Source organism: Leyella stercorea (assembly GCF_021531655.1).
The window spans coordinates 1-13,799 of sequence record NZ_JADYUF010000001.1 but is presented as its reverse complement, the minus strand read 5'-3'; the positions used below and the strand labels follow the sequence as shown (position 1 = coordinate 13,799).

Here is a 13,799-nt window from a genome sequence, read left to right as displayed (position 1 = left end):
GTGAGCTCAATAAAAAACGGGAAAATGGCTGTCGATGTGGATTTTTATTGCTAATTTTGTAACCATAATTTCTATAATAAAAATTATACTCAAATCAACTGATGGTTAACAAGAACTTGACACAATTTTTGGCTTCGATGGTAGAATGTCTTGCGTCTCCCGACTCTTGCAAGGGGATGTTTCATTCACATAAAGACAATTGTCCGTTGCCTTCGGGAGCCATTCTTGAGGAAATCGTATCCTTGTCGAGAGCGATATTGTTTCCTGGATATTATGGAAATTCGTGTGTCAATGCCGACACGCTTCCCTTTCATATCGGTGTTTCCATAGAGCGTCTGTACCAGCTTCTGAAAGAACAGATTCTGGCAGGACTATGTTTTCTGGATACCGATTCGGATATTCCCACAGACAGTCTTAAAGAACATGCCAAGGAGGTTGCAACAGAGATGATCAGACGCTTGCCAACCATACGCGAAATACTGAGCACAGATGTTGTAGCTGCATATAATGGCGACCCCGCGGCCTGCAATACAGGCGAAGTAATAGCTTGTTATCCCATCATCAAGGCTCTTGCAAACTATCGTATCGCCCACGAACTTTTCATATTGGGCGTGCCGCTGATTCCGCGCATGCTGACAGAAATGGCACATTCGGAAACCGGCATCGACATCCATCCACAAGCATCTATAGGCAAATACTTCACAATCGACCATGGTACGGGCGTAGTGATAGGCGCAACATGTGTCATCGGCAACAATGTGAAGATATACCAGGGTGTAACGCTTGGAGCCAAGAGCTTCCCGCTTGACAGCAATGGCAATCCGATAAAGGGAATACCACGCCATCCTATCATCGGCAACGATGTAATAATATACGCCAATGCCACAATATTGGGACGCGTCACCATAGGCGACGGCTGTATAATAGGGGCAAATATGTGGGTGACCGAAGATGTCAAACCCAATCATATTGTAGCCAATGGCAGACAACCCAATGAAAACCAAACTAAATGACAAGCAAAAACTGATAAATAACAATTGTAAGAAACAATAAAATATTATCGAGATAAAAATGAATGAATTTGAACTTATTGCCAAGACATTTATGGGGCTTGAGCCCGTCCTGGCAAAAGAACTCACCCAATTGGGTGCCAACAATGTGGAAATAGGCCGTCGAATGGTTTCGTTTACCGGCGACAAGGAGATGATGTATCGTGCCAATTTCCAACTTCACACAGCCATACGTATTCTTAAGCCTATCGCCAAGTTTAAGGCAGCTTCGGCTGATGATGTGTATGAAGAAATCAAGAAGATAGACTGGAGCCAGTACATCGAGAAAGGAAAGACGTTCTCGGTTGACTCTGTAGTATACTCTGAGGAGTTCCGTAACTCGCGTTTCGTCACATATAAGGTGAAGGACGCTATAGTCGACCAGTTCCGTGAGAAGACAGGCACCCGTCCTAATATCTCAGTAAGCAATCCCGACATCCGTCTCAACATCCATATTGCCGAGACTGCTGCCACATTATCGCTCGATTCAAGTGGCGAATCGCTTCATCGTCGTGGCTATCGCCAGGAGTCGGTAGAGGCTCCGCTCAATGAGGTTCTTGCTGCTGGTATGATTCTTATGACCGGATGGCAAGGCGAGACCGACTTCATCGACCCAATGTGTGGCTCAGGTACACTTGCCATAGAGGCTGCCCTTATTGCCCACAACATGAGTCCGGGCGTGTTCCGCAAGGAATTTGCATTCGAGAAGTGGCCCGATTATGATGCTGAACTTTTCGACACCATCTACAACGACGACTCTCAGGAACGTGAGTTCACACACCATATTTACGGATACGACATCGATATGAAGGCTGTCAATACAGCCCGCTTGAATGTGCGTGCCGCCGGTCTTACCAACGACATTACTATCGACTGCGCCGACTTCAAGGATTTCACAAAACCCGCAGAGAAGAGCATCATCGTGGTCAATCCTCCGTACGGCGAGCGTATCTCTACACCCAACCTGCTCAACACCTACAAGATGATTGGCGAGCGACTGAAGCATGCCTTTATGGGTAATGAGGCTTGGGTGCTTAGCTATCGCCAGGAGTGCTTCGAGGCTATAGGATTGAAGCCTTCTATCAAGATTCCCGTTTACAACGGATCGTTGGAGTGCGAGTTCCGCAAGTATAGCATCTTCGACGGCACCATGAAGGATTTCCGTCAGGAAGGCGGCATCGTAAAGACCGAAGAGGAAAAGCGACAGATGGCCGAAAAGCATCGTTTCAAGAAGAACCGTGAGTTCAAGAAGCGTCTTGATGAGGACGAGGAGAATGCAGAAGCCGACATCCGCTCGTTCAAGTTCCGCTCAATGGAGCGCCGCAAGGACAATGACGACCGTCGTGGCGGTGGCAAGCGTTTCGACCGTGAAGACGACAAGTCGTTCGGCAAACGTGGAGGCAAGTCATTTGGACGCAGTCGCGACGATGACAGAGCCTTCGGACGTGGACGCGATGGCGAAAAGTCGTTTGGCAAAGGATTTAAGAGCGACCGTAAGGGTGGCAAAGGTTTCAATAAAAAAAGATTTGATAATGAAGATTAAGTATCTGTCAACATTGTTATTCGGGCTGTTTGCCTCCTTGACTGTGAGTGCTCAGCAGCAGAAGGAGTTTACACTTGAAGACCTGAACTTCGGTGGCAAGAACTTCCACAACATGGTGCCCAAGAACCGCTATTGTACATGGTGGGGCGACCAGCTTGTGCGTCAGGACGCTTCCGAATGTTACCTGGTAGACAAATCGACCGGCAAGGAGACTAAGCTGTTCTCGGTAAATGAAATCAACCAATGGATTTCTAACACCAAGGACATCAAGGTGCGTTCGCTCTACAATGGCCAGTTCCCCAATGCCGACCGCCCGGAAGTTGTGTTGGGCAATGGCAGCAAGATTTATGTTGTCGACTTCAAGAAGCACAGCCTTGTAAGCAGCCATGAGATAGGCGAGGACGACAATGTTCTCGAAATGAACTATAAGAGCGGGGCTATGGCTGTCCTTCGTGACAACAACCTCTTCATGCGTCTTGGCACAAAGGAGTGGCAGCTGTCTAAGGACGGTTCACGTGAGATTGTTTACGGACAGAGCGTTCACCGTGATGAGTTCGGCATTCACAAAGGCACTTACTTCAGCAACAGCGGTACCAAACTGGCTTTCTACCGCATGGATCAGTCGATGGTGACTGATTATCCGCAGGTAGACATTCCCGAGATTGATTATTTCAAGCATCCCGAGACACAGACTTGCTGTGCCAAAGCCGCTCCCGATAAGTATCCTATGACGGGTGAGACCTCGCACAAGGTTACTGTAGGCGTATTCGACACTAAGACTGGCAATACCGTGTATCTTAAGGCAGGCGACCCTACCGACCGTTATTTTACTAACATCGCATGGAGTCCCGACGACAAGACAATATATATGTTCGAACTCAACCGCGACCAGAACGACTGCCGTCTTGTAAGCTATGATGCTACTACCGGCGAGAAGACAGGCGAACTCTATCGCGAGACCGACGAGAAGTATGTCGAACCTCAACATCCTATCATGTTCTTGCCGTGGGACAACACCAAGTTCCTTATGCAGAGCCAGAAGGATGGCTACAATCATCTCTATCTCTGCACACTCGGCAAGCACGGCAGCCGTATGGCTCACAATACTGAGTCGCTCGAAATCAAGCAGCTCACTTCAGGCAAGTGGGTTGTACTTGAGGTGCTGGGCTTCAACGCCAAGCGCAAGAGTGTTGTCATAGCATCTAACGAGCTTAGCCCGATACAGCGCAACATCTTTGTCGTAGACACTCGCAACGGCAAGCGTACTCTTATGGACGAGGGCGGCAAGGGATGGCACACAGCCACACTTAGCACAAGCGGAAAGTACATATTCGACCGTTACACAACACCTACTGTTCCTCGTAACATTGCCATTGTCAATACAGAAAACGGCAAGCGTCTGAGCTATTTCAAGGCTGAAGATCCATGGAAGGGATACAACGTGCCTGAATACAGCTGTGGTACTGTGAAGGCAGCCGACGGTCAGACCGACCTCTACTGGCGTATGGTTAAGCCTACTAACTTCGACCCAAACAAGAAGTATCCTACTATTATATATGTATATGGTGGCCCTCATGCTCATAATGTTGATGCAAGCTATCATTACGGTTCACGTGGCTGGGAGACTTATATGGCAAGCAAGGGCTATCTGCTCTTTATCCTTGACAACCGAGGATCGGAAAACCGTGGCAAGGAGTTTGAGCAGGCTACATTCCGTCAGCTTGGTCAGGAAGAGATGAAGGACCAGATGAAGGGTGTAGAATATCTTAAGAGTCTTCCTTATGTAGACGCCGATCGTATCGGTGTACACGGCTGGAGCTTTGGCGGATTCATGACCATCTCACTTATGACCAACTATCCTGATGTGTTCAAGGTAGGCGTAGCCGGTGGTCCGGTTATCGACTGGCACTGGTATGAGGTGATGTACGGCGAGCGCTATATGGACACTCCGCAGACCAATCCTGAAGGCTATAAGAAGACCTCGTTGCTCTATAAGGCCAAAGACCTCAAAGGCCGTCTGCAGATTATTACCGGCTACAACGATGTAACAGTTGTGCCACAGCATTGCCTTACTTTCCTCAAGGCTTGTATCGCAGCTGGCACACAACCCGACTTCTTCGTTTATCCGGGCGAGCCGCACAACATGCGCGGACATCAGAGCACGCATCTGCACGAGCGTATCAGTCAGTATTTCTTCGACTTCTTGAAGTAAATATCTAATGTTTAGTGTTTAATGTTTTAATTGTTGAGAGTTTAATATTAATCTAACAATCGACATTAGACACTAAACATTTTATATTGTAAGTCGGCACCCCAATTAAACATTAATAATAAATAATTAAACATTATAGAGATGAAAATTCTTTTGTTGGGAAGCGGCGGCCGTGAGCACGCCCTTGCATGGAAGATAGTACAGAGCGACAAGTGTGAGAAGCTGTTCATAGCTCCTGGCAATGCCGGAACGGCTGCTGTAGGAGAGAATGTGGCTATCAAAGCTGATGATTTTGAGGCTCTTAAGCAATTCTGTGTCGAGAATAATATTGACATGGTTGTTGTTGGCCCGGAAGATCCGTTGGTAAAGGGAGTATATGATAATTTCCGCGACGACGAGCGTACCAAAAACATTCCCGTAATAGGCCCTTCTAAGGCAGGTGCTGTACTTGAGGGAAGCAAGGATTTTGCCAAGCGCTTTATGAAGCGTCACAACATCCCCACAGCCAAGTATGAAACTTTCGACGGTACTACACTCGAAGAGGGACTCAAGTTCTTGGAAACACTCAAGGCTCCTTATGTACTCAAGGCCGATGGACTGTGCGCCGGTAAGGGTGTACTTATCGTACCTACTCTTGAGGAGGCAAAGAAGGAACTCAAGGACATGCTTGGCGGTATGTTCGGCAATGCTTCAGCACGTGTAGTCATCGAGGAATTCCTTAGCGGTATTGAGTGCTCGGTATTCGTTCTTACCGATGGCAAGAACTACAAGATTCTTCCAGAGGCAAAGGACTACAAGCGTATTGGCGAGCACGATACGGGATTGAATACCGGAGGTATGGGTAGCGTTACGCCAGTTCCTTTTGCCGATGAGGCATGGATGAAGAAGGTTGACGAGCGCATCATTCGTCCTACCGTTGAAGGCTTGGCTGAGGAAGGTATCGACTATAAGGGCTTTATCTTCTTCGGACTCATCAATGTTGAGGGCGAGCCGATGGTCATCGAGTACAACTGCCGAATGGGCGACCCGGAGACCGAGAGCGTAATGCTGCGCCTTAAGAGTGATATTGTTGACCTCTTTGAGGGTGTTGCCGCTGGCGACCTTGACAAGCGTTCTATTGAATTCGACCCACGTGCTGCTGTCTGCGTAATGCTTGTTAGCGGTGGTTATCCTGAAGCTTATCAGAAAGGCTACGTGATTAATGGTCTTGAAAAGATAGAAGGTTCTGTGGTATTCCATTCGGGCACAGCCATGAAGGATGGCAACGTAGTGACCAATGGTGGACGTGTTATTGCCGTTAGTTCATATGGTAAGGATAAGGACGAGGCTCTTGCCAAGTCGTTTGCCGAGGCTCAGAAGATAGAGTACGAAGGCAAGTACTTCCGTCGTGATATAGGTCAGGACCTGTAAAGAATATTTTTCAGCCTCGCCCCATGCCCTTCTTCCTTGCGATGAAGAGTGCAAAGTGTCAATAATAATGACATGGGGTGGGGCTTTTTTATTTATTATAAACGAGCTATTTTATATAGTATAATAAGGAATGAGAAGAAAGAGATTTCAGAATCGTGTTGCCGAGAGCCGCATCTCGCTGCCAGCAACGGGCGTGTATGCTTTTATCGTATGTTTGTTGGGCGGATTGCTGGGTGAGCATATGTGGATACAATTTGCTCTGCTCGTCGTTTCTGCATTTTTAATGATGGAGCTCAACAACTCCAATGCCTTGATACGCATCTACAGTCGTATGGTGTCGTGTTCATTCATAGTATTGGCTGTAATGGCTTACTTTCTGTTTGTTGACATTAAGTGTGGCATTGTACAGACGTGCTTCATTGCTTTCTATCTGTTTCTTTTCACTACCTACCAGAGTCGTGCCTCGGTAGGCAGGGTGTTCTATGCTTTTGCCATGCTTGGCATTGCCAGCATCTACTATGTACAGATATTGTTTTTTATACCTGTAATATGGGTTTTGATGGCAACGAACATCATGAATGGTTGCGCACGTGTCTATGTAGCGTCTTTGTTGGGTTTGTTGCTTCCGTATTGGTTTGCAACTGGCTATTATGCCTTTTCCGACCAGATTTCTCTGATAGGCGATCATTTTACAGCACTTCTTGACTTTGATTCACAGTCGGTATGGCTTGACATCCCTCTGGTGCAAATTGTTACCATAGTATTCATTGCTCTTTTAGCCGTAGTCGGAATGATCAATTTCCGTCTCAACAACTATCGTGACAAGATACGTACACGTATGCTGTTCGACTTCTTTTCGGTGATGATAATATTCACTATGATATTCATGATTCTTCAGCCTACCAACATGCACTTCCTCCTTGCTATGCTTATTGTGAGTGCTTCACCCCTTATAGGTCATTTCATATCGCTTACCAATTCGCTGATTACAAATCTCATTTTCTGTTTTATGCTTGTGGCTACACTTGCCCTTACTGTTTGTAATGTATGGATACAGTTCTGAGTTTTCTGATAGATTGGGGCTATTGGGGTATGCTTGCTGCCGCATTTCTTGCGGGCAGCTTCTTTCCTTTCAGCAGCGAGGCTGTGATGCTGGCTTTACAGGCAGCAGGCTTGAATCCCGTATGGCTCGTTGTCTATGGTACTATAGGCAACATCTTGGGTTCGGTATTTAATTATTGTGTAGGTAGAATGGGCAATCTTGCATGGATTGAGCGTTATCTGCACGTCAGCCCTGAGAGTATCGAAAAGGCTGAGCGGTTTATGGCAGGTCGAGGTGCATGGATGGGATTCTTTGCCTTTCTGCCATTGCTTGGAAGTGCCATAACGATAGCACTCGGATTGATGCGTGCCAATGTAGTCATCTCACTCATCAGCATTAGCTTAGGCAAATTCCTGCGTTATGCCGTTCTTGTTTTTGGTGCGTCACTATTTATTTAGCCTCTCATCTATTAGGAGTTTATAGCTCCGCAATTGTCGCATACACCCTTATGTCGAAGTCTTGCTCCGCAGTTGCCACAGACATAAGGGTAATAATTGTTCTTGGCATATCGTCGTATGCCAATTGCCATATAAGCTACGAGCAATACGTATCCTATATAATATAGTGTGCTCACGCTGAATATGATATAGTTAGCAGCACATACAGCACCAAGACCGCACATATATAATGTGGCGTGGGCGAATGGCAACTTGTGATAGACATCATCTATTGTTGCTATTGCCATCACTATCATTGCCCATACCGAAGCTATGAAAATGGCGAGTATCGGAGGCAAGGAGAAAGGATTGAGCGATGGGTGGAAATAGAAATGGCGCCACACATCGGGTGCAAACAGTTGTATACTTGAATAGAACGTGGCTGCCATTGCCACGGTCAACGCGAGCAAAGTGGGATAGAACGAGTTTATGTCGTTGAAATGTACTGCCTTTACGTGTTTCTGCTTGATGCTATACGTCAGATAGCTTATGGCAATTACGCTTATAATGATAAGAAACACGAGCAGGTGCTTGTCGGAGAATGTAGATATGAATTGAGATATCGGATCGTCCGGCACAACAGAGGGCATTAGCCGGCTCTCGTGTATCCATCCGAATGTATATTGATCGCGCGCCAGTTGTATCCATACAGAGTCCGCAGGATCATCCTTAAGCAATCGTATGTCGACAACTACCAGATGGTCGCCTTTTTTTACGAGGAAAGAGTCGGTGTGCAGTCCGTTGAGTTTCTCCTCTGGCTGCTGGCGTAGCAACGACAAAGTATCGCTCTTCACCACGAAGTTATAGTTCTGAGCGTAATGATGAGTACTATAGAACGAACTGTCTGCATAGTCCATAGTATTGGTTGTTGTGTACGCATCGTGATGCCTTGTCTTTGTGTGGTAGCACCCAGACAAGGTCATCAGTCCGACAATCATTGCTATAATCAATCTGGTTCTCGTCATTTCTTTGCTTTTTTATTTCTCGTCTCTTTCTTCTGCAAAAAAGTTAGTCTGTAGCGTAAATTTCCATCTGGCATTTTGCGCAATTGAATGTCAGGCGTACCTGTCTGCCGTCCGTCGATTCAAGGAAAAGAGGTTCTTTCCATGTAGGTTGCTTGCCACCTCGTTTTACGCAGAAACCCATGGCGTAGCGCAGACAGTAGCGGCATGTCATGAGTGGAGTGTTGGCACGTGGCGTACCGTAAGTCTTTGCGCCAGAACGTGCTCCGTCAGTCAATTCAAATGCTGCAGCCGCGTGCTTCACACCGTGTTCTTCGTAGAAGGCTTCGGCTCGGTGGTTGGACACATTGGCTGCATCAATCTTTTCGGCTTCTAAATAACGCTTGTGACCAGCATTATTATCGTTGATGCCGTAGGCAGTCTGTTTCTGTCGGCCTTTATTCTCGTCCGTATCAATAGGCTGTTCTTCAATCTGAGCCAGCACCTCACGTCGCATCGTAGCAAGCTTGCTTGACGGGATGAAGAATCCTGCCACGCCACCCATCAATCTTATATTGCCAGGGCGGAACATTGTGTTGCCCAGTTTCTCGAGCTGGCGTATGATGTTGTCGGTTTGTGGCTTCTGGGCATCTTGCAGCGGTTCGTCGAGTGGGGTGAAAGCCTTGCGTCCTGTCTCGTCTACTGCTTCGAGTACAATCTTGCCACAATCAACGCTTATTGTCATATCGAGCGCCAGTTTACGCTCGGCAGTCTTGCTCTGCATAGCCCGTTCAAACACCATATCGTTGTTGCGGTAGAGAGCCATACCTGCCTTTAATTCTTCAGGCATTGAGAGCGGAAAGAGACGGTTGTTCTCTACACGGTTCACACGGAAACCATGCAACTTGCGGTCGGGTGTGAAGAAACACAGGCCGTCACCATTGGCAAACATTGCCGTACCGGCAACGTTGAACGAGCCACGTCTTATTTCCTTTACGTAGCCTACGTATTCGCCCATTGCCTTCGGAGTATCAAACGAAGAAATGTCGTCGCGTCGGCCATCGAGAAAGTAGTGAGTAAAACCTCGATTGAAGGTCTTGTCCAGATTAGGTATGAATGTATATTCAGCCTTGCCCCAGGAACTGCGACGGTACTTTTCTGGATTTGCCTCTATTATCTCGTTGAGTTGCTGGCTGTAGGCTGCTACCACGTTTTTCACATAAGCAGCATCCTTCAGTCGGCCTTCTATCTTCAGCGATGTTGCTCCTGCTTTGACGATTTCTTCCAGACGGTCAAGTTGCATCATGTCCTTAAGCGATAGCAGATGGCTTGCACGGCGTATGGTTTCTCCTCGGCTGTCCTTAAGGTCGAAAGCTAGACGGCAGAACTGCGCACATTCGCCACGGTTGGCGCTACGTCCGAAGCAATGGTGTGAGGCGTAGCATGCTCCCGAATAGCTCACGCACAAGGCACCATGCACAAACACTTCAAGCTCGGTCTGTGGTACAGCTTTATGTACTTCGCGTATTTCATCAAGCGACAGTTCACGAGCCAGCACTACACGACTGAACCCTACGCTTGTGAGCCATGCAGCCTTCTCGGCAGTTCTATTGTCGGTCTGTGTGCTTGCATGCAGTTCGGGCATATGCAGTCCTTTCATTTCCGGTTCTGAGGCTATCTCGCTCATCATCTCCACCACAGCCATATCCTGTACAAGAATAGCGTCAACACCTGCCTTTACGATATGCCGCAACAGCTGTTTGGCATTTGGCAGTTCGTGCTCGTAGACGATGGTGTTGACTGTCACGTACACACGTGCTCCGAACTTGTGGGCATATCTGGCAAGTTCGGCAATGTCATCTATACTATTGCCTGCAGCTTGTCGTGCTCCGAATTCATTGGCTCCTATGTACACGGCATCTGCCCCATGATCAATGGCGATAATGCCTTGCTCAAGATTCTTGGCAGGGGCAAGAAGTTCAATTGGACGAGGGAGAGAGTTGTTGTTTTGATTCATAAAGTATGGTAAAAAGCCCTGTCCACAGTCCCTACCATGTAGAGAGGGGAGTAGTAGCAGGGCTATTGTTTTTGCCTTATAATGTAAGACTTGATTATTATGTTTTATTCAATCTCCTCAATATTATACGGAGTTTCCTGATATATATAATAGTTAATCCAGTTGCTGAACAGCAGATTGGCGTGAGCCCTCCATGTCACATGTGGTTTCTGGCTCGGGTCGTCGCCGATGTAGTAGTTTTTAGGCATTTCCACATCGTCGCGTTTGCCCATATCTCTTCTGTACTCGCTATCGAGAGTATAGGGTGAGTATTCCATGTGTCCAGTGACGAATATCTGTCGTCCGCCACGTGCCATTACCATGCTAACGCCACTCTCGGGCGATTCTGCTATGATGTTAAGTTCAGGGTGCTTCACTATGTCTTCGCGTCGTACCTCTGTGTGGCGGCTGTGTGGCATATTGAAAGAGTCGTCGAATCCGCGGAACAACGGAATTTGCGGAGTAAGTGGAAATTGGCGGAACACGCCGAACTTCTTCTTAGGCAGTTGATGTTTGGGGACGCCATAATGATAGTAAAGTCCTGCTTGTGCAGCCCAACAAATGTACATAGTACTTGTAACGTGCGTGTCTGCCCACTCGAAAACCCGCGTTATTTCGTCCCAATAGCCCACGTCTTCAAATTCCAGATGCTCTATAGGCGCACCTGTGATAATCATTCCGTCAAACTTCTCATTCTTGAGTACATCGAAGTCTTTGTAGAACAACATCATGTGTTCTATAGGAGTGTTTTTCGATGTGTGGCTCTTCAGCTTCATAAAGTATATCTCCATCTGCAGCGGAGTGTTTGAAAGCAAACGCACGAGATCGGTCTCGGTCGTTATCTTCAGCGGCATGAGATTGAGTATTACAATGCGAAGCGGTCGAATATCCTGACTCGTGGCCCGCGAATTGTCCATCACGAATATGTTCTCCTGCTTGAGGAGTTCGATAGCGGGGAGTTTATCTGGTAATCTTAATGGCATATATTATTGTATTTTATATCGTCGTGCAAAGTTACGCAATTATTTGCACTTCATTTTGATTTAGAACGGGAAAATCAGCGGCAACACTACTATCATCACCAGTCCCATGATGATTTGCAGCGGCAGTCCCACCTTGATGTAGTCCATAAACGAGTAGCCGCCAGCCTGCATAACGAGTGCATTGGGTGGTGTAGAGAACGGCGATGCAAAGCACATACTCGCTCCTAATGTTACGGCAAAGAGTAAGGGATAGGGACTGACGCCTATTGCTGCTGCCGAGGTAAGGGCTATGGGAGACATGAGAACAGCAGTAGCAGTATTACTGATGAACATTGTCAAAAGCGATGTGGTGAAGTAGACACCGGCGAGTAGGGCATAAGGGCTTGCCTGTCCGAGGTTGTCGGCCAGCAGACTTGCAACCATTGCCGATGCTCCCGTCTTTTCCAGAGCCACCGACATTGGCAACATGGCAGCGATGAGCACTATACTCTCCCAATTTATCGTTTTATAGGCTGCCTCTACCGAGCGTATACAACCAGTAATGACCATCAGCAGACCAGCCACCATAACAGCTGTGACAGGTGCTACAGGGATGAAGTCGAACACCATAGTCATTATCATAAGCAGCATTATGGCAGCTGCAAGTGGAGCCTTGTAGTCGAGAGTCACGCGAGAAGCCTCCTCCAATGGCTGTCCCATCACCACTATGCCGTCGGCGACGTCGGCTATACGCGAGATGTTCTTCCATTTGCCTTGTATGAGAATTATGTCACCTTGACGGAATCTCATGTCTGCAAGTCCTTCGGTGATATAGTTTTCACCACGACGCACGCCAAGAGCATTTACGTTATACAATCGGCGTAAACCGGTCTCCTTCAGTGTCTTTCCGCACAAACGGGAGTTGTGCATAAGTACTATTTCTGCAATACCAATATCATAGAAAGCAAGTTCCTCGCTTGTCTTGCCGAGTTTCATATCGACAGCAAATCTCATAGCTTGTTCGGGGTCGCCACTTACGTATACTATGTCGCCTTCAGCAAGCTTGGTGTCAGGACCTGCAAGGCGTTGCTCAACTTCCTTCATCAAAGGGGAATGGGGCTGTTTGATGCGACGTACTTCAAGTATTGTAAGACCGTATCGATGGTGTATGTCAAGTTCTGCAAGTGTCTTGTTGTTGGCTATCGATAGTTTTCCCACAGTAAATACCGACAGATTGTCTTTCAGGTTATATTCTTCCATAAGGTCATCAAGCGACTTGGCGCGTTTCTTGCCAGCTTCGTCCTCTTGACGATGCTTACCACCATTGAGAAACCGCTTGCTCAAGGGTAGCAGTACTACAATACCTACTATGATGCACACAATGCCTACAGGTAAAAAACTGAAGAACTTCAGTGGCTCAAAACCGTTCTCGGTCAGAGTTTCCTGAATAACAAGGTTGGGTGGGGTACCTATGAGTGTGAGCATACCGCCCATACTGCTGGCAAAGGCAAGTGGCATAAGCAGACGGCTGGCGCGCATCTTGGCTTTTTGTGCCAGACTAACCACTATAGGCATCATAAGGGCTACGGTTCCGGTATTGCTTACGAAAGCACCAATCACGGCTGTCACTACCATCAACAGTAGAAACAGGCAGAGTTCGTTGTCGCCAGCCAATGTCATCAACTTACCTGAAGCTTTCTTGGCGAGTCCGGTCTGTACGATGCCGCCTCCTACAACAAACAGTCCCACCATCATTATCACCACCGAGTTGGAGAATCCCGATAGGGCTTCCTGCGGAGTGAGTATTCCGGTGAGCAGTAGGGCGACGAGGGCGCACAATGCGACGAGGTCGGAACGAACTTTGCCCATGGCGAAGAACACAGCCGAAAGAACTAAGATAATAATGGTTGTTGTCATGTGATCTTTTGTATCTTTTCTTTTTGTTTACAAAGATAACGCAAATCGAAGAAAACACAAAAAAGAAAGCGTTTTTTATTATCCCATTCTAAAGTAATAAGTAACTGTTCAAAATTAATTTTACAAATATGAATAATTCACGAATAAGTTCGTACCCACAGACGCCAAGG

At 47.2% G+C, this 13,799-nt stretch carries 10 protein-coding genes; 6 read left to right on the top strand and 4 right to left on the bottom strand.

Translation table 11 applies throughout. The features are described 5' to 3' along the window. Positions 1 to 101: 101 nt before the first annotated feature. The 6 genes from I6E49_RS00050 to I6E49_RS00025 all read left to right on the top strand — a co-directional run bounded on the left by I6E49_RS00050 (position 102) and on the right by I6E49_RS00025 (position 7,714). A complete protein-coding gene (locus tag I6E49_RS00050) occupies positions 102 to 1,013 on the top strand; it encodes a serine O-acetyltransferase (protein ID WP_235399828.1) in 912 nt (303 codons plus the stop codon). 58 nt (positions 1,014 to 1,071) lie between these two features. After that, a complete protein-coding gene (locus I6E49_RS00045) occupies positions 1,072 to 2,592 on the top strand; it encodes a THUMP domain-containing protein (protein ID WP_235399827.1) in 1,521 nt (506 codons plus the stop codon). Beyond that, positions 2,582 to 4,804, top strand: coding sequence for a S9 family peptidase (locus tag I6E49_RS00040; RefSeq protein ID WP_235399826.1), 2,223 nt, complete (start codon positions 2,582 to 2,584; stop codon positions 4,802 to 4,804). The genes I6E49_RS00045 and I6E49_RS00040 overlap by 11 nt, the downstream gene beginning before the upstream one ends. A gap of 141 nt (positions 4,805 to 4,945) precedes the next feature. Beyond that, complete coding sequence (gene purD, locus I6E49_RS00035) at positions 4,946 to 6,214, top strand: phosphoribosylamine--glycine ligase (RefSeq protein WP_235399825.1); 1,269 nt, start codon at positions 4,946 to 4,948, stop codon at positions 6,212 to 6,214. A 130-nt stretch (positions 6,215 to 6,344) separates the two neighbouring features. Next, positions 6,345 to 7,277: a hypothetical protein gene (locus I6E49_RS00030; protein WP_235399824.1), complete on the top strand. Its 933-nt coding sequence runs from the start codon at positions 6,345 to 6,347 to the stop codon at positions 7,275 to 7,277. Then, complete coding sequence (locus I6E49_RS00025) at positions 7,262 to 7,714, top strand: YqaA family protein (RefSeq protein WP_235399823.1); 453 nt, start codon at positions 7,262 to 7,264, stop codon at positions 7,712 to 7,714. The genes I6E49_RS00030 and I6E49_RS00025 overlap by 16 nt, the downstream gene beginning before the upstream one ends. Positions 7,715 to 7,725: 11 nt before the next feature. Here the strand turns inward: I6E49_RS00025 and I6E49_RS00020 are convergent, their stop codons facing one another. The 4 genes from I6E49_RS00020 to I6E49_RS00005 form a co-directional block, all read right to left on the bottom strand. Then, a complete protein-coding gene (locus tag I6E49_RS00020; RefSeq protein WP_235399822.1) occupies positions 7,726 to 8,718 on the bottom strand; it encodes a zinc ribbon domain-containing protein in 993 nt (330 codons plus the stop codon). Between the two features lie 43 nt (positions 8,719 to 8,761). Then, on the bottom strand, positions 8,762 to 10,711 hold the full coding sequence (locus I6E49_RS00015; protein WP_235399821.1) for a peptidase U32 family protein: 1,950 nt from the start codon (positions 10,709 to 10,711) through the stop codon (positions 8,762 to 8,764). Positions 10,712 to 10,815: 104 nt separating this feature from the next. Next, positions 10,816 to 11,733, bottom strand: coding sequence for a homoserine O-acetyltransferase MetA (gene metA, locus I6E49_RS00010; protein WP_235399820.1), 918 nt, complete (start codon positions 11,731 to 11,733; stop codon positions 10,816 to 10,818). 60 nt (positions 11,734 to 11,793) lie between these two features. Then, the gene (locus tag I6E49_RS00005) at positions 11,794 to 13,629 is read right to left on the bottom strand and encodes an SLC13 family permease (protein ID WP_235399819.1); all 1,836 of its coding nucleotides are present in this window, start codon (positions 13,627 to 13,629) and stop codon (positions 11,794 to 11,796) included. Positions 13,630 to 13,799 lie beyond the last annotated feature (170 nt).